15 protein-coding genes and 1 tRNA gene are annotated in these 16,238 nt (G+C 56.4%); 10 read left to right on the forward strand and 6 right to left on the reverse strand.

Annotated features, from left to right (window positions below):
• The first annotated feature begins 2 nt into the window (after positions 1-2).
• The gene (locus JJL52_RS12220) at positions 3-212 is read left to right on the forward strand and encodes a SlyX family protein (protein WP_202052702.1); all 210 of its coding nucleotides are present in this window, start codon (positions 3-5) and stop codon (positions 210-212) included.
• Positions 213-438: 226 nt separating this feature from the next.
• A complete protein-coding gene (locus tag JJL52_RS12225) occupies positions 439-1,251 on the forward strand; it encodes a hypothetical protein (protein ID WP_202052703.1) in 813 nt (270 codons plus the stop codon).
• Positions 1,252-1,391: 140 nt separating this feature from the next.
• Here the strand turns inward: JJL52_RS12225 and JJL52_RS12230 are convergent, their stop codons facing one another.
• From JJL52_RS12230 to mpl, 5 genes are all read right to left on the reverse strand, one after another.
• Complete coding sequence (locus JJL52_RS12230; RefSeq protein ID WP_202052704.1) at positions 1,392-2,633, reverse strand: heme biosynthesis HemY N-terminal domain-containing protein; 1,242 nt, start codon at positions 2,631-2,633, stop codon at positions 1,392-1,394.
• Complete coding sequence (locus tag JJL52_RS12235) at positions 2,630-3,880, reverse strand: uroporphyrinogen-III C-methyltransferase (RefSeq protein WP_202052705.1); 1,251 nt, start codon at positions 3,878-3,880, stop codon at positions 2,630-2,632. The genes JJL52_RS12230 and JJL52_RS12235 overlap by 4 nt, the downstream gene beginning before the upstream one ends.
• Positions 3,864-4,652, reverse strand: a complete 789-nt coding sequence (locus tag JJL52_RS12240) for a uroporphyrinogen-III synthase (RefSeq protein ID WP_202052706.1) — start codon at positions 4,650-4,652, stop codon at positions 3,864-3,866. Before JJL52_RS12240 ends, JJL52_RS12235 begins: the two co-directional genes overlap by 17 nt.
• Positions 4,649-5,572 carry a hydroxymethylbilane synthase gene (gene hemC, locus JJL52_RS12245; protein ID WP_202052707.1) on the reverse strand — a complete coding sequence of 308 codons (924 nt, stop codon included), beginning with the start codon at positions 5,570-5,572 and terminating at the stop codon, positions 4,649-4,651. The genes JJL52_RS12240 and hemC overlap by 4 nt, the downstream gene beginning before the upstream one ends.
• Positions 5,573-5,688: 116 nt before the next feature.
• Positions 5,689-7,044, reverse strand: coding sequence for a UDP-N-acetylmuramate:L-alanyl-gamma-D-glutamyl-meso-diaminopimelate ligase (mpl, locus tag JJL52_RS12250; protein ID WP_202052708.1), 1,356 nt, complete (start codon positions 7,042-7,044; stop codon positions 5,689-5,691).
• Positions 7,045-7,256: 212 nt separating this feature from the next.
• Between mpl and apaG the strand changes: the two genes are divergently transcribed.
• The 3 genes from apaG to gpmI all read left to right on the forward strand — a co-directional run bounded on the left by apaG (position 7,257) and on the right by gpmI (position 10,452).
• Positions 7,257-7,634 carry a Co2+/Mg2+ efflux facilitator ApaG/CorD gene (apaG, locus tag JJL52_RS12255; RefSeq protein ID WP_202052709.1) on the forward strand — a complete coding sequence of 126 codons (378 nt, stop codon included), beginning with the start codon at positions 7,257-7,259 and terminating at the stop codon, positions 7,632-7,634.
• A gap of 4 nt (positions 7,635-7,638) precedes the next feature.
• Positions 7,639-8,487, forward strand: coding sequence for a symmetrical bis(5'-nucleosyl)-tetraphosphatase (locus JJL52_RS12260; protein WP_202052710.1), 849 nt, complete (start codon positions 7,639-7,641; stop codon positions 8,485-8,487).
• 321 nt (positions 8,488-8,808) lie between these two features.
• Positions 8,809-10,452: a 2,3-bisphosphoglycerate-independent phosphoglycerate mutase gene (gene gpmI / locus JJL52_RS12265; RefSeq protein WP_202052711.1), complete on the forward strand. Its 1,644-nt coding sequence runs from the start codon at positions 8,809-8,811 to the stop codon at positions 10,450-10,452.
• Positions 10,453-10,622: 170 nt separating this feature from the next.
• Here the strand turns inward: gpmI and tsaD are convergent, their stop codons facing one another.
• Positions 10,623-11,636: a tRNA (adenosine(37)-N6)-threonylcarbamoyltransferase complex transferase subunit TsaD gene (tsaD, locus tag JJL52_RS12270; protein ID WP_202052712.1), complete on the reverse strand. Its 1,014-nt coding sequence runs from the start codon at positions 11,634-11,636 to the stop codon at positions 10,623-10,625.
• A gap of 111 nt (positions 11,637-11,747) precedes the next feature.
• Here tsaD and rpsU point away from each other — a divergent pair, with 111 nt between their 5' ends.
• The 5 genes from rpsU (at position 11,748) to JJL52_RS12295 (ending at position 16,173) form a co-directional block, all read left to right on the forward strand.
• On the forward strand, positions 11,748-11,981 hold the full coding sequence (gene rpsU / locus JJL52_RS12275; protein WP_005373386.1) for a 30S ribosomal protein S21: 234 nt from the start codon (positions 11,748-11,750) through the stop codon (positions 11,979-11,981).
• A gap of 15 nt (positions 11,982-11,996) precedes the next feature.
• Entirely contained in the window at positions 11,997-12,446 is a 450-nt protein-coding gene (locus tag JJL52_RS12280; RefSeq protein ID WP_202052713.1) for a GatB/YqeY domain-containing protein, read from the forward strand.
• 24 nt (positions 12,447-12,470) lie between these two features.
• Entirely contained in the window at positions 12,471-14,195 is a 1,725-nt protein-coding gene (gene dnaG, locus JJL52_RS12285; protein WP_202052714.1) for a DNA primase, read from the forward strand.
• 78 nt (positions 14,196-14,273) lie between these two features.
• Positions 14,274-16,085 (forward strand): RNA polymerase sigma factor RpoD, encoded by a 1,812-nt coding sequence (gene rpoD / locus JJL52_RS12290; protein WP_202052715.1) that lies wholly within the window; start codon positions 14,274-14,276, stop codon positions 16,083-16,085.
• Positions 16,086-16,096: 11 nt separating this feature from the next.
• Positions 16,097-16,173: transfer RNA gene (locus JJL52_RS12295), tRNA-Ile, on the forward strand.
• Positions 16,174-16,238: the final 65 nt, after the last annotated feature.

The following is a 16,238-nucleotide window of genomic DNA, read 5'->3' on the forward strand; positions in this document are numbered from 1 at the left end:
CGATGAACGAAGAAAGGATCATAGAACTCGAGATTAAGGTTGCCTATCAGGAAGATTTACTGCAGGCCTTGAATCAGGTCGTCAGTCAGCAGCAACAGCAAATAGACCGGCTCGAAGGGGTCTGTCGCCTGCTGAACGAGCGGATGCAGAATCTGTTGGCCGAAACCGGCAATACCGGCGAAACGGTTCACGAGATTCCTCCCCATTATTGATCCGAGCCTCTGCGCCTCATTTTGCGGCGGCCTGCAGCCGATGCGCAAGCACTGCCCCGGCATGCGGTTTTTTACCTCGAATTCATCGCCGTTTCCCGCACCGTTCCGGCTCTTGAATGCGTAATTGATTAATATTGCTTGACTTATTTTAGGTCGCTTGCTATCAATGCGTCGTTCCGGGCAACAATAACATATAACAATAACACCACTAAAGGGGGAGAAATGCATGGAATCGAATAGCGGCACGGCCCAAAGCGATTTGCTGATCAAGCTGAATCGGCTGGAAGATCAAGTTTCGACATTGACGATGCAGTTGGAGTTGAACAAAGAGACCATTGCATTTTTGAAAACGACCTTGGCCGAGCGCGATACGTATATCGGCGATTTGGAAACGAAGCTGGCGGCGGCGCAGAAGGAACTCGAGAAATCGACGCTGGACAAGATTTACGAGTTGCGTTATCAGATCAAGAACGGAATCGACGAAAAAATGGTCAGGCCGGTATTGGGCGAGATCCGGCGCAACATCGACCTGTTGCAGGGCTTCGTCGACCACAGCCGGGAAGTCATCAAACAAAAACAACGGCTGCTGCGGGAAAATACCCAGGCGACGGTCAGCCTGATTCAACGCAGCCCCGACAAGGCGATACACTATTTCGAACAGACGGTCCTTGAGCCCACGCGTTTTGCGATGCGTCACATCTCTCAGCAGACGGCGATCCGTTACACGGCCGTTATTCAGCAGCTGCAGGAAGAAGTGTTAAAGCCGGGCGCGCGGAACTATGAGCGTCTCGCGCATTTTGCGAAGGAACTGCCGTCGGATATTTCGGTATTGTTTCAGATGCGGGTAGTGGATCCTTTGTTGTCCTTCATCAACGCGATTCCCCATGCCACGGAGGATCTCGGCGGCGCCTCCAAGGCCCAGATAAAACAATTGATCGGTTATAACCGCAAGCTAATCCGGGAATTTATCGAGTTTTTGTCGAACGAAATCAAGAAATCGCCGTTCTGGGACGGGAAAAATCGGACGGCCTCAGCCTGATCACCCCCCTGGCCGTTCTTGTTCACTGCATACTCTGCGGGAGAGAGGAGCGGCCCCATCCTTTAGTTCCCCTCTCTCCGCTACGCATACGCGCCGGGGAGTGGTAAATACCGCCAAGACGTTACCCTAGCTCGGATGAGCTATTCTTCGTGTTCGACGATTTGATCCAGACGGGTCACAATTTCGCTGGAAGAGAGTTCTAGCGCGGATTTATAGCTCTCGCAAGCCTTGTCCTTTTCGTTCTGGCCAAAGTAAAAATCGCCCAGCAATTGATAGGCGTCTACGCTCGGGTCGAGTGCAATGCTTTGATTCAGGTAGTTTTCGGCTTTTTCGCCCTCGCCCAGCTGCAGGGAGAGCTTGCCGAGAGTCGATAACAGCACCGAGTTGCCGTGACCTGCGGCCAGCCATTGTTCGGCGGCCGCCAATTGTCCGGCCGCGTCGTTCGATTGGATGCTGCCGTACAGAACCAGCAAAGTGTCGTCCAGATTGACTGACAGCGTATGCGCAAGCTCTTCTTCGATCCGGGCGCCGGCGCCGGCTTCGATCATCGCGGCAAAATAGATTGCCGACATGCCGTGCATTTTTTTGATGTGCGCCGGCATTTCCGACCAGAGCAGAGCGATTTGAGTCGCATCGCCGAGTTCGGCGGCCTGTTTCAGCAGACGGCTGAAGGTTTCGGTTTCGAGCAGTTTGACCTCGGCTTCCATCAATACCTTGTTGTGATGAAGCGAAGGCAGCAGTTTCCGAATCGCTTCCCAATCGCCGACCTGTTGATAGGTCTGATGCAGTAATTTCAATACGCTCGCATGCGTCGGGTTGATCGAGTGCAATCTGGTCAGCGTTTCGAGCGCATGATCGAACTGGTTGCCGGACAGATGCAGTTCGGCTTGGGTTAGACCGATTGCGATATTCGAACCGGGTGCCTGATCGGCGGCTTTCTGCAGATATTCGTCGCGTTTGTCGAACGCGCCGCGCGACTGAGCCGCGCGGGCGGCGGTCAAATAATGGATCAACGGTGCCCCGCTATGGGAGGCATGCTTGATCAGAATTTTTTCCGCCTGTTCCCAGTTGCCTTCTGCCGAATCGACCAGCCCTGCTATCAACGCTTCCTGCGAACGGTTGAATTTGATGTGGCTGCCGCGTTTCTTAAGCTGGCCAGGCAACCGGAACAGCCAGCCGAGCAAGCGGAAGAAGATATAAAGTAAAAAAAACGCGAGGATCAAAGCGACCACGAAAGCGGCCAGCGTCGTCTCGATCGACCAGTGGCCGATTCCTACCAAGACATAGCCGGGCGTTTCCAGGCTCTTGAATCCGTAATATGCCCCTAGTGCTGCGGCAATCGTGATAAACACCGGCCCCAGGAAATAAAGAATCTTTTTCATTTTTTATTCGGTTCCGGTTGGATAGGGGCAATCTGAACAGGTTGTTGCGGCTGAGCGGCAGGCGGAGGGACCTGTACCGGTGCCGGTTCCGATGGCAGCGGTTTTTGTTCGGGTGCCGATTTTGCGGCCGGCGCAGCCTGCAGGGCTTTATCGGTTTCGATCCGTAATTTGGTAATGTTTCTGAGCAGCTTCAGCGATTCGCTGATGTCGGGGAAATGGCTCCGGATATTGATGGCCTGGAACCGGTCGATTTCAGCGATGAATTTGCGTGTTTCCGGGTTCGGCGTGAAGTTCTCTTCGGTCCATTTTTTCGCATCGTCCAGGGCGGCTTTATATAGCGCTTCGTTCTGCTGCACCAGCGCGACTTTGACCGTTTCCAGTTTCGCGCGCAGCTGTTCGCGGATAAATTGAGCTTCTTCCGGGGTCAGGGTTTCTTTGATCGGTTGATCGGTATGCCGGATCGTAACGATGCCGTGCAGCCTTTCAATTGCCGAGTCCAGCAGTTCATGAGAAGGCTCATTACTGTCGGCATGGCTGTGGATTTCGGTCGAAGGGCTCAGCGCCTTGCCGGCGTAGGGCAATAACAGGGTAAGATTCCCGGAAGTTTCCTGAAGGCTTCGCAACGACGCGTAGAGTCCGACAATATCGGCCGCCTCCACGTTTTTCAATGAGGCAATTTCTTTGGCGATTTCCTCGCGCACTTTGAATACGGCTGCGTCGCCGCTTTCACGAAGGCGCTCGTCGGCGGCCTCGAGCGCCTCCCGCGCCGTATTCACGTCGCCGACCAGCTGCAGTCTTTCATTGGCGGTGCCGAGCAGGTATTCGGCGTCCGCAATCAGCAGGTCGCCGCGGGTCTTGCCGAGCTGGCGTTGCAGGCGGGTAATTTCCTCGCTCAGTTCTTTGCGCGCCGTATCCAGCTTTTCGCCATGTTGCCTGGAGACTTCGTCGAGTCTCTTGGTAAAGTGGTCGTCCCGATTCGCTACCGTTCCTTCAAGAGTGGACAATTGTTCCTGAATCGCGGTCAGCTGGGCCTGGTAATCGGAAATTTTCTTGGCCATCTCTTTCTGGACTTCGCCGCCCAGGCTGGTTTGCCGCTCCCTAAGCTGCATCAGTAAATAGTAACCGGCGCCGGCTACGGCCAAAATGGTCAGAATGATGACGATGCCAAACCAGAATCCGCTGCGGGATCGCCGCGTTTTTACCAGATTTTCCGCATTCCCTTCTATTTGTTCATTCAGTTCGGCCACTTTTTTCACCTGTTGCCCAAGTTATTATTTTTTCGAGAATTGCTGTATCCGAAGGGCTATCCGTTACATAAATTCGTTCAAATCCGCTGTCTTCGGCCATTTGGCGGATACGGCCGCTGACGACTATCAGAGGAGTGGCCAACGCCTGGTTTCGCCCTTTTTCGCCCAGCATGATCAATAGGTTTTTTAGAGCTTCGCCGCTGGTCACTATGATTAGCCCAAGCCCCTTTTGCTCCAGCAAGTCCAGTACCGGCGCCGGATCCGCAAGCGGGCGCGTTCTTCGATAAACATCCAGATAATCGACATTCGCGCCGCGATTTACGAGTTCCTCGCGCAACGTGTCGAGGCCGCCTGCGCCGCGCACGATCAGGATGCGCTGGCCCGAAACCTGCTGCAGCGCCGGCATTGCGAGCAGTGCTCGGCTGTCCGAGCCGTCCGCGGGTACAAGATCGGCCGTTAGACCGGCGGCGGCAAGCGCCCTTGCGGTCGCTGCTCCGATTGCGGCAATCCGGGTGTTGCGAAATTGATCTATTTTGCCATCATTCGCGAGCAGTGCAAAATTTACTGCATTTGCACTAATGAAAACAACCCATTGGAAGCGATGCAGGTTTGCCAGCGCTTGGGCGATCCGGACGCGGTCGGCCGCGGCAACGATTTCGAGGGTCGGAAACGCGACCGCGACGCCTTGCTGCCGTTCGATCAAGCGGCATAGATTGTATGCCTGATGCTGCGGGCGAGTCACCAGGATGTGCGCCCCGTTCAGTGAAATCATTCCTGATACAATGCGGCGAGGATTCGATCGGCGCCTTGCGCCAGAAGGTTTTCGGCGATGTGCCTGCCCAAGTCTTCCGCCTGGTCCAGGCCATTCCAGTTTTCGCTGCGGAAAATTACCGAGCCGTCCGGCGCACCGACCAGCCCGCGCATGAACAGGCGTTCGCCCTGTTTCTCGGCGAATCCCGCGATCGGCACCTGGCAGCCGCCTTGCAGCCGGGCATTCATTGCGCGTTCGGCGCGGACGCAAACGGCGGTATCGCTGTCGTGCAGGACGCGGAGCAGGGCATTGATTTCCGCATCGTCGCGGCGGCATTCGATGCCGATCGCGCCCTGGCCGATCGCGGGCAGGCTGATCGCCGGGTCGAGGCGCTCCCGGATCCTGTCCGTCATTCCCAGGCGTATCAGGCCGGCCGAGGCCAGGATTACCGCATCGAAATCGCCGGCGTCGAGTTTGGCGAGCCGGGTGTTCACGTTGCCTCGGAGCTGGAGGATTTCGGCATTCGGAAAACGCTGTTTGATCTGGCATTGCCGGCGCAGGCTCGAAGTGCCGATCCGGGCGTTGGCCGGCAATTGGTCAAGACACGCGAAGCGGTTCGATACCAGCGCGTCGGTGGGATCCTCGCGCTTGAGTATTGCCGCCAGATGCAGCCCATCCGGAAATTCGACCGGTACATCCTTCATCGAGTGCACAGCGATGTCGGCCTCGCCTTCGAGCATGCCCTGTTCAAGCTCCTTCACGAACAGGCCCTTGCCGCCGACTTTGGCGAGCGGAGCGTCGAGAATCTTGTCGCCCCGCGTCGTCATTTGCACCAGTTCGGTCCGGATGCCCGGAAAATGTTGTTCCAGAAGGGCGGCGACATGATTGGCCTGCCACAGTGCGAGCGGGCTTTTGCGCGTTGCGATTCGGATCGGTTTCATTGTTTGGATCGGACTAAATTATTAGGGCTGAAAAAATGTGTAGGGCGGATAAGCGCAGCGCATCCGCCAATGCGGCGACATCGGATGCGCTGCGCTTATCCGCCGTCTTTTCGATGTCATTGGCGCAATTCTGCCAATAATCTGGCATAAATACCGCCGAAGCTGCCGTTGCTCATCAATACGAAATGGCCGCCGTAGCGTGCTTCCAGCTTCAGCCTGGCGATGATCTGGTCGAGGCTTTCGCAAATCTCGATGTTCTCTGCGTACCGTTTGAGTTGGCTCAGGTCCCAGCTTAATTCTTTGGGCTGATAGATCAGCGCCTGATCGGCCTGGTTCAATGATTTTGCCAAGGTTTCGGTATGCACGCCGAGGCGCATCGTGTTCGAACGGGGTTCGAGGACGGCGATGATGCGTTCCGGGCCGACCTGTTTGCGCAGGCCGTCCAGCGTGGTCGCGATCGCGGTCGGGTGATGCGCGAAATCGTCATAGACGGTCACGCCGTCGAGTTTCGCGATCACTTCCATTCGCCGTTTGACGTTCCGGAACCGGGCCAGGGCGTCGATCGCGTCGGTAGGGCGGATGCCGGCATGATGCGCGGCGGCGATTGCGGCCAGTGCGTTCGACACGTTGTGTTCGCCGGTTAGCGCCCAATCGACTTCGCCTTGCTCGATTCCCTTATGGCGAACCGTAAAACGGCTGCCGTCGGCCTTAGCCAGTACCGCATTCCATCCGGCCGCGCCGTTGATCGAGGTTTGCTCGACCGGCGTCCAGCAGCCCATGGCCAGCACATCGCGAATGTTGCGTTCGTTTTCCGGCGTGACGATCAGGCCCTCGCCCGGAATCGTCCGGACCAGATGGTGGAATTGTTTCTTGATCGCATCGAGATCCGGAAAAATGTCCGCATGGTCGTATTCGAGGTTGTTCAGGATCGCGGTCCGGGGCCGGTAGTGCACGAATTTCGAGCGTTTGTCGAAAAACGCCGAGTCGTATTCGTCCGCCTCGACGACAAAAAAGGAAGATTCGCCAAGCCGTGCCGATACGCCGAAATTGAGCGGAATGCCGCCGATCAGGAAGCCGGGCTTAAAACCCTGATGTTCGAGTATCCAGCTCAGCATACTCGTCGTGGTCGTCTTGCCGTGCGTGCCCGCTACGCCGAGCACCCAGCGGTCCTGCAGCACATGCTTAGCGAGCCATTCGGGACCGGAAACATAATTCAGGCCCCGGTTCAGCACGGCTTCGACTTCAGGGTTTCCGCGCGACAGGGCATTGCCGACGACCACCAAATCCGGTTTCGGGTCGAGATTTTCGGCCCGGTAGCCTTCCATTAAAAGAATCCCTTGGGATTCCAGTTGCGTGCTCATCGGCGGATAGACGTTCTGGTCGGAGCCGGTGACGTGGTACCCCATTTGCCGGGCGATTACCGCCAGGCCGCCCATGAAGGTGCCGCAGATGCCGAGTATGTGAATATGCAAAGTCTTTTTCCGAATGAGAGTGGAACGGAGTCGCCTGACGCATTAAGCCGCTGCGAATCTTCTTATGATACTGTAGGGAAGCCGGATTGGTAAAACCCGCTGATCTCTTTAATCCCGTACCGCTTGCGCCGGCGGTCAAGTTAGGATGAAATAACCCTACTCCGATCGTAGCCGCTTGCCGGCGACGTTTACAAAGATTTGGTTTATGAATAATGAGCGAAAAAAATAAAATTCTGATTGAAGCGGCTCCGCATTATGTCGAAGGGCAGTCCGTGCCGGAGGAAGGCCGCTACGTATTTTCTTATACGATTACGATTACGAATCTAGGTACGACGGCGGCAAAGCTGTTGACCCGGCATTGGCTGATCACCGACGCGAACGGCAAGATCCAGGAGGTCCGCGGCGACGGGGTGGTCGGTGAACAACCGTATCTGAAGCCGGGCGAATTTTTCCGTTATACCAGCGGCGCGATGATCGAGACGCCGGTCGGCACGATGCAAGGCGAATATACGATGCGCACGGACGATGGCAATCATTTCAACGCAGCGATCCCGCGTTTTACGCTGTCGATTCCCCGGACGCTGCATTAAGCCGATGGCGATTTATGCAATCGGCGACGTTCAAGGGTGCTATGACGACCTGCTGAAACTGCTCGACACGATCGCCTTCGATCCCGATTCCGACCGGCTCTGGTTTGCCGGCGATCTGGTCAACCGGGGGCCGAAATCGCTGGAAGTGCTGCGTTTCGTCAAGTCTTTGGGTGATACGGCGGTCGCCGTGCTCGGCAACCACGACCTGCATCTTTTGGCGGCCTATGACTCCGGCATCGTGCATAAAAAGGATACCTTCCGCCCGGTTCTGGAGGCCGGGGATGCGGACGAGCTGATCGACTGGCTTCGGTTCCGTCCACTGTTTTACACCGACGGCGAATTCTGCCTGCTGCATGCGGGCCTGCCGCCGCAATGGGGCCTGGAAGAGGCGCAGAAGATGGCGAGGTTGGCCGAAGGCGTCCTGCAAAGCGACGATTACCGGCAGTTTCTGGGCCAGATGTACGGCAACCAGCCGGACCGCTGGTCGAAAGACCTGGAGGGCGTGCCGCTGTTGCGCTTGATCGTCAATTGCTTTACGCGGATGCGTTTCGTGGACGCGGAGGGCCGGCTCGACTTCGAGAACGACGGCCCGCCCGGCTCGCAGCCGGGCCATTTGATGCCCTGGTTCGCCGCGCCGAACCGCCGGAATGCCGATTTGCGGATCGTCTTCGGGCATTGGTCGCAGCTCGGCTATTACGATGGGCACAATTGCTATGCGATCGATACGGGTTGTTTGTGGGGCGGGCAACTGACGGCGTTGCGCCTTGGCGAGTCCGTCGAAAGGGTCAGTATCGACTGTCCCGGCTACCGGCGTCCCGGCAAAGCCTATACCGATGCGCGAGGTGTCCTCTGACTTCCGAGATGGATGTATTGCCCTCGTTCGCGCTTTGAGCCTATTTCCTCGAAAGATCGTTAGGGTATGATGTAGGATGGGTAGAACGCAGCGAAACCCATCGATCGAAATCCCGTTATAAGGCTGTGATGGGTTTCGCTGCGTTCTACCCATCCTACGCGTTTTTGCCTCTCTGGGGCGTCCCTCTATCCATAGCCCCTCTCGTGGCCGCATCAATCCAGTCGTGACGGCATCCGCCTTGCGCATGATAGAATAGCCGTTTTGCGCTTCAACAGCCCTATCTCGTTTATCTGGCTTATTTTTTCACTTACTCGAAAAATTATGAAATTAGAAAAATCTTCCCGCTTTGCTCCTTGTCCCGGTCCCGTTGTCACCATCGTGCTCGACGGCGTGGGTATTTCTCCGCGCGAGGACGGCGATGCGGTCAAAACCGCGCGCACGCCCATGCTGGATAAGCTGATGGCGAATTTCCCCATGACGGCTCTGCGCGCGCACGGCACTGCGGTCGGGATGCCCAGCGACGAAGACATGGGTAACAGCGAAGTCGGGCATAATGCGATCGGCGCGGGCCGTGTGTTCGCCCAAGGCGCCAAACTGGTCGCGGAATCGATCGCCAGCGGCAACTTGTGGCAAGGTCAGGCATGGCATGAAGTCGTTGCTGCCGCCAAACACGGCGGCACGCTGCATTTCATCGGTCTGTTCTCCGACGGCAACGTGCATTCGCATATCGACCATTTGCGTGCGATGCTCGAGCAGGCCAGGAAAGAAGGCGTGTCGAAGGTGCGTCTCCATATTTTGCTGGACGGCCGCGACGTAGGCGAAACTTCGGCGCTGGATTATGTCGATCCGTTCGAGGCCTTTCTGGACGGCTTGCGCAGTCCCGAGTTCGACGTGGCGATCGCCTCCGGCGGCGGCCGCATGACGATCACGATGGACCGTTACGAGGCGCATTGGGCGATGGTGCAGCGCGGTTGGGATATTCACGTGCGCGGCGAGGGCCGGCAGTTCGCCAGCGCCCATGAAGCCATCGTCACTTATCGCAACGAGTTGAAGGTGATCGACCAGGATCTGCCCGGTTTCGTGATCGCCAAAGACGGCAAGCCGCTGGGACCGATCGTCGACGGCGATGCGGTGGTGTTCTTCAATTTCCGCGGCGACCGTGCGATCGAGATTTCCCGCGCTTTCACCGAAGAAAATTTTACCGCCTTTCCGCGCGGCCCCTTGCCGAAAGTCACCTATGCCGGCATGATGCAGTACGACGGCGATACCAAGTTGCCGCCGCGCTTTCTGGTCCAGCCGCCGGCGATCGACAAAACGATGGGTGAATACTTAGCCAAAAACGGCATTCCACAATACGCGATCAGTGAGACGCAAAAATACGGCCATGTCACCTATTTTTGGAACGGCAACCGTACCGGCAAATTCGACGACGCGCTGGAAACCTATGTTGAAATCCCGAGCGACGTGGTGCCGTTTGAACAACGCCCGTGGATGAAATGCGCCGAAATCACCGATGCCCTGATCGAGGCGGTTCGGAGCGGCAAATACCGCTATTTGCGCGTCAACTACGCCAACGGCGACATGGTCGGCCATACCGGCAATTTCGAAGCGGCAGTGACCGCGATGCAAGGGCTCGATTTGCAATTAGCCCGTTTGATTCCGGTGATTCTGGAAGCGAAAGGTACGGCGATCATCACCGCGGACCACGGCAATGCCGACGAAATGTACGAACTGGATAAAAAGGGCAACGTGACCCGCGATGCCGAAGGCCGCACCAAGGCCAAAACCTCTCATACGCTGAATCCGGTGCCGTTTGTGCTGATTTTCGGTGAGCCGGAGCCGGCATTCAATTTGCGGGAGGATTTAGCGGCGCCGGGCTTGTCGAACATTGCGGCGACCGTGCTGAATCTGCTCGGTTTCGAGGCGCCGGACGGTTACGATTCGAGTTTGATCGAACCGGCCTGATCTGCGCAAGCCGGTAAGGCGGAACCGGTTTACCGGGTTCCGCCATTGGGAACGGGGAAGGATGCCGACTGTTTTCCGGGAACCTCGGGTTGGCGGGTCGCCTCGGCAACTGCTCCTTGCGTTGCCCTAGCCCCGGCATCCATGCAGTCGTGCCGGCTCCGCCTTACAAATCAACCGGGCGACGCCAATTCGCTGATCGGCCAGCGCGGCTTGGCTTTGATCGCAAGCGGTTCCCCCTGGCCGGCCAATAAGCGCTGGCAGCCTGCGTAGGCGATCATTGCGCCGTTGTCGGTGCAGAAGGCGGGCCGGGGGAAATGGATCGAGGCTTTTTCTTTTTCCGCCATGGCGCGGAGCGAGGCGCGGATTTGGGTATTGGCGCTGACGCCGCCTGCGACCACCAGCGTTTTGAGCCCGGTTTGCCGGAGCGCGCGCCGGCATTTGATCGTCAGCGTATCGGCGACCGCGTCCTGAAAGGCGAGGGCAATGTCGGCCTTATCCTGTTCGCTTTGGGCGGTTGTCTGCAAGGTATTCAGGGTGAAGGTTTTAAGTCCGCTGAAGCTAAAATCCAGACCGGGGCGGTCGGTCATCGGGCGCGGAAAGACGAATCGCGGCTTCCCGCTTTCGGCCAAGGCCGACAATTTAGGGCCGCCCGGATAGCTCAGGCCGAGCATCTTGGCGGCCTTGTCGAAGGCCTCGCCGGCCGCATCATCGAGCGATTCGCCGAGGATCCGGTAGTGGCCGATGCCTTCGACTTCGACCAGTTGCGTATGGCCGCCGGAAATCAAGAGGGCGACGAACGGGAATCTCGGCGGCTCCGGCTCCAGCATCGGCGCCAGCAGATGGCCTTCCATGTGATGCACTGCGACCGCCGGTACCTGCCAGGCCCAGGCCAGGCTACGTGCGGTCGCGGCGCCGACCAACAGGGCGCCGATCAGGCCGGGGCCTGCGGTATAGGCGATGCCGCCGATGTCGCGAGGAACCAATCCGCTGTCCTTCAACGCTTGCCGGATCATCGGCGCCAACTTCCGGATATGGTCGCGCGACGCCAGTTCCGGTACCACGCCGCCGTAGTCGCGGTGCAGGTCGATCTGGCTGTACAGGAGGTCGGACAACAGTCCCCGTTCGGAATGGTAAAGCGCGACGCCGGTTTCATCGCAGGAGGTTTCTATGCCTAAAACGATCATCGGATTTTGAAAATGGGCTGAAAGAAAGGTATAATTAGGAGTTTACTAGTGGGTGTGGTGACGCCCTTGTTTTTTAAATCTTAACACAACTGGAAATTTGGAAACCTAATAATGCCGTCAGTCAAAATTAAAGAAAACGAACCTTTCGATATCGCCATTCGCCGCTTTAAACGCGCCTGCGAAAAAGCCGGCGTCTTGGCCGAAGTCCGTCGCCGCGAGTTTTACGAAAAACCGACGACGGAACGCAAGCGTAAAGGGGCTGCGGCAGTCAAACGTCACCTGAAAAAACTGGCGCGCGAGCGTTATGCGCTGAAGAATCTGCGCCGCGGCCGGCCTACGACTTAATTTCCGGTTCGGGCGATGGAATTATTGACGGATCGTATCAAGGACGAAATGAAGGCCGCCATGAAAGGCGGAGACAAATTCAAACTGGGCGTGATCCGTTTGATTCTGGCGGCTTTTAAACAGGTCGAAGTCGACGAGCGTATTACGCTCGATAACGATCGGGCCATCCAAGTGCTGGATAAAATGCTGAAGCAGCGGCGCGAATCGATCAAGCAGTACGGCGATGCGGGCCGCAGCGACTTGGCCGAGGCGGAAGAGGCCGAAGTCAGAATCATTCAGGAGTTTTTGCCAGCGGCGCTGAGCGATGCCGAAATCGAGGCGATGGTTCGGGAAGCGATCGCCGAATCCGGTGCCGCGTCAATCAAAGACATGGGTAAAGTCATGGGGCTCTTGAAGCCGAAAATGCAGGGTCGAGCCGATATGGCGTTAGTCAGCCAAAAGATCAAGGACGCTTTGGGAGGATAAGCCTTCCTGCGAGTCGCTTAACCTATGTCCGAGGGGCGAATACCTCGTCAGTTTATCGATGACCTTCTGGTGCGGGTCGATATCGTCGATCTTATCGATGCGCACCTTCCTCTTAAAAAAACGGGGGCGAATTTTGTCGCCCGCTGTCCTTTTCATGCCGAAAAGACGCCGAGTTTTTCGGTCAACCGCGACAAGCAGTTCTATTACTGCTTCGGCTGCGGAGCGAGCGGCAATGCGATCACATTTTTAATGGAATTCAATCGCCTCGACTTTGTCGAAGCGGTTGAGGATTTGGCGGCGTTCGTTGGTGTCGACGTTCCGAAGGAATCCGTTTCCGCCCGAGGTTCGCCGCAGAAAAAAGACGATCTCGGTAATCTGTATCAATTGATGGAGCAGGCGACGGCTTTCTATACGGATCAACTGCACGTGAAAGCGGGCGCTGCGGCGCTCGATTATTTGCGGGGTCGAGGGGTAGGCGATCAGGTGATGCGGGAATACCGGCTCGGGTATGCGCCCGATGCCTGGCAGTCTTTGTCGGGGCGGTTTAATTCGCAAGCCTTACTGGATGCCGGTCTGGCGGTCAAAAATGACGCGGGTCATGTGTACGACCGGTTTCGCGGCCGAGTGATGTTTCCGATTCGCGACAAGCGCGGACGGATCATCGGCTTCGGTGGGCGTGTACTGGATAATTCTACCCCGAAATATTTGAATTCTCCGGAAACATCCCTATTTCATAAAGGCAGGGAGGTTTACGGTCTCTACGAACTGCTGCAAAAAAATGCCAAACCGGAACGGATTTTGCTGGTCGAGGGTTACATGGATGTGATCGCGCTGGCGGGATGTGGTATCGATAATGCCGTAGCCGCTTTGGGTACCGCCTCATCGCAGGCGCATGCCGAACTGCTGTTCCGTTTTTCGGCGGAGTTGGTGTTTTGTTTCGACGGCGATCGTGCGGGAAGGGAGGCGGCATGGCGTGCGATGGAGTCGGTGTTTCCCTGTCTTAGGGACGGGCGTCAGGTGCGCATTATGTTATTGCCCGAGGCTGAAGATCCTGATTCACTGGTGCACAAGGAGGGTGTCGAGCGGTTTCAGGCCCGGGTGCGAGAGTCCGAGGTATTGTCCGATTATTTTTTTGCCCGGATCGCCACAGGTTTGCAGTTGTCCAGTCTCGAAGGGCGTGCGCAACTGGTCGGCAAAGCCCGCCCTTACCTCGAAAAATTGCCGGCAGGCGTTTTTAGGGAAATGATGTTTACTAGACTCAAGACTTTGTCCGAGTTTAATAGGCTGGATGTTTCGAAGAATGAGTCTACACTTAATCGAAACGTCCGCCTTCAAGGCCAGCGGGATAAATCCCGAATGACTGCTGCGCGGATGGCGGCTGCCTTGTTGGTGCAGAATCCCTGCTTGGCCGAGCGTTCCGAATTGCGGAAAATCGATTGGAGCACGCTGATATTTCCCGGCGTCGAACTGTTTAAAAATATTGTAGAAGTGATTTGGGCGCAGAAGCCTGCAACTACTGCCGTGCTGCTTGAGTCATACCGCGGTTCGGGTGATGAAAAGTCGGTCAGGGCGCTCGCGTTTCTGGAGCTGTTGATTGCTCCGGAAAATATCGAAAACGTTTTTCTCGATGCGCTTGCCGGTTTGCTTAAACAGTCCGCGGAAAATGAATTGGAGCGGCTTTTGTCTAAGAAAGTGTTGACTCTCGAAGAAAAAGAGTCCCTGCGCAAGTTGTTGGCGCTCAAAAAGTAGGTGCCAAATCATAAGTTTATATAGTAGAATTGCCTGTTACGTGTAGTTCTGCTGAATTGCATATCCGGTGAGTGAATGATGAATCAAGAACAGCAACAGTCTCAGATTAAACAATTGATTGCCAGAGGCAAAATTCAGGGCTTCCTGACTTATGCCGAAATTAACGACCACTTGCCGAGTGACATTGTCGATCCTGAGCAAATTGATGACTTCATCGGCATGATCAACGATATGGGGATTCAGGTCTACGAAGTTGCGCCCGATGAAGACTCATTGATCACCGATGCGGCCGCGGTCACGAGCGATGACGAAGATGCGGAAGAAGTTGCCGCGCTGGCCTCGGTCGACAGCGAGTTCGGGCGGACCACCGATCCGGTCCGGATGTACATGCGCGAAATGGGTTCGGTCGAACTTTTGACGCGCGCGGACGAATTGAAAATCGCGAAAAGGATTGAGGAAGGCCAGCAGCAATTGGTCAAAGCCCTGGCACGCTCCTGCGTCGTGGTGGACGATTTTCTGCAATCCTACGATTCGATTTCGACCGAAGAGGGCGGCATCCGCCTGAACGATCTGATTACCGGTTTCGCCGATTACAGCGAAACCGACGACTTGAGCGTGGCGCAGGCCGGCGCGGAAGATGTCGAGGACGCCGCTCCTGCCGACGAAGAGCTGAAAGGCCTGAATCTCGAAGAGGTCAGTGAAAAAGTCGAGAGATTGAGGGCGCAATTGCAGGTCGCGACCAATGCCTGCAAGAAATACGGCTATGCGAGTGCGGAAACCGAGCAGGCGTTCGACGTGCTGGCCGATTTGTTCATGGAATTCAAGTGGACGCCCCAGTACCTGAAAAAAATGTCCGGAATCATTCCCGAAGGCGTCACGAGTGTTCGCGAGCAGGAAAGGATCATTCTGGACATCTGCACCAAGCATGCAAAAATGCCGCGTCCGGAATTCATCGCGATGTTTACCGAGGACGAAAGCAATCCGGTCTGGCTGGACCGCTGCCTGGAGGACGGCAGCAAATACGCGGAAGCGTTGAAGCCGCATGAAAAGGAACTCCGCAAGGCGATCAAAAACCTGGGCGAAATCGAAGCGAAATTCGGCCTGACGATCAACGGTTTGAAAGACATCAACCGGCGCATGTCGATCGGCGAGGCCAAATCGCGGCGTGCGAAAAAGGAAATGATCGAAGCGAACTTGCGCCTGGTTATTTCGATCGCAAAAAAATACACGAACCGCGGTCTGCAATTTCTCGACCTGATCCAGGAAGGCAACATCGGCCTGATGAAAGCGGTCGACAAATTCGAATACCGGCGCGGTTACAAATTCTCGACCTACGCGACCTGGTGGATTCGCCAGGCGATTACCCGCTCGATCGCGGATCAGGCGCGTACGATCCGGATTCCGGTGCACATGATCGAAACGATCAACAAGCTGAACCGGATTTCCCGGCAGATCCTGCAGGAACTGGGCCGCGAAGCGACGCCGGAAGAGCTGGCCGTGCGGATGGAAATGCCCGAAGACAAGGTGCGCAAGGTGCTGAAGATCGCGAAAGAGCCGATTTCGATGGAAACGCCGATCGGCGACGACGAAGATTCGCATTTGGGCGATTTTATCGAAGATTCGAGAGTGCTATCGCCGGTCGAATCTGCTACAATTGCCGGCTTGCGCGAGTCGACGCAAAACGTGCTGGCGGGGTTGACCGCGCGTGAAGCGAAGGTGCTCAGGATGCGTTTCGGCATCAATATGAATACCGACCATACGCTCGAAGAAGTCGGTAAGCAATTTGACGTAACCCGCGAAAGAATACGCCAGATCGAAGCCAAGGCGCTCAGAAAGCTGCGGCATCCATCGAGATCGGAACAGCTGCGCTGTTTTCTTGACGGCGACTAAAAAACGGACACGGGCCCTTAGCTCAGTTGGTTAGAGCGTCCGACTCATAATCGGCAGGTCGTAGGTTCAAGTCCTACAGGGCCCACCAACTCATGAAAAAGGCTGCCATTGCAGCCTTTTTGCGTATCAGGCTTTATAACACTTTATAAAAGG

Origin of the sequence: Candidatus Methylomicrobium oryzae (genome assembly GCF_016745425.1) — a bacterium.
Classification (GTDB): domain Bacteria; phylum Pseudomonadota; class Gammaproteobacteria; order Methylococcales; family Methylomonadaceae; genus Methylomicrobium; species Methylomicrobium oryzae.

Excerpts from the sequence above, each read along its gene's own strand:
- JJL52_RS12220 (WP_202052702.1), top strand. The coding sequence starts at position 3 with ATGAACGAAGAAAGGATCATAGAACTCGAGATTAAGGTTGCCTATCAG.
- JJL52_RS12225 (WP_202052703.1), top strand. The coding sequence starts at position 439 with ATGGAATCGAATAGCGGCACGGCCCAAAGCGATTTGCTGATCAAGCTG.
- JJL52_RS12230 (WP_202052704.1), bottom strand. The coding sequence starts at position 2,633 with ATGAAAAAGATTCTTTATTTCCTGGGGCCGGTGTTTATCACGATTGCC.
- JJL52_RS12240 (WP_202052706.1), bottom strand. The coding sequence starts at position 4,652 with ATGATTTCACTGAACGGGGCGCACATCCTGGTGACTCGCCCGCAGCAT.
- hemC (WP_202052707.1), bottom strand. The coding sequence starts at position 5,572 with ATGAAACCGATCCGAATCGCAACGCGCAAAAGCCCGCTCGCACTGTGG.
- apaG (WP_202052709.1), top strand. The coding sequence starts at position 7,257 with ATGAGCGAAAAAAATAAAATTCTGATTGAAGCGGCTCCGCATTATGTC.
- JJL52_RS12260 (WP_202052710.1), top strand. The coding sequence starts at position 7,639 with ATGGCGATTTATGCAATCGGCGACGTTCAAGGGTGCTATGACGACCTG.
- gpmI (WP_202052711.1), top strand. The coding sequence starts at position 8,809 with ATGAAATTAGAAAAATCTTCCCGCTTTGCTCCTTGTCCCGGTCCCGTT.
- tsaD (WP_202052712.1), bottom strand. The coding sequence starts at position 11,636 with ATGATCGTTTTAGGCATAGAAACCTCCTGCGATGAAACCGGCGTCGCG.
- rpsU (WP_005373386.1), top strand. The coding sequence starts at position 11,748 with ATGCCGTCAGTCAAAATTAAAGAAAACGAACCTTTCGATATCGCCATT.
- JJL52_RS12280 (WP_202052713.1), top strand. The coding sequence starts at position 11,997 with ATGGAATTATTGACGGATCGTATCAAGGACGAAATGAAGGCCGCCATG.
- dnaG (WP_202052714.1), top strand. The coding sequence starts at position 12,471 with ATGTCCGAGGGGCGAATACCTCGTCAGTTTATCGATGACCTTCTGGTG.
- rpoD (WP_202052715.1), top strand. The coding sequence starts at position 14,274 with ATGAATCAAGAACAGCAACAGTCTCAGATTAAACAATTGATTGCCAGA.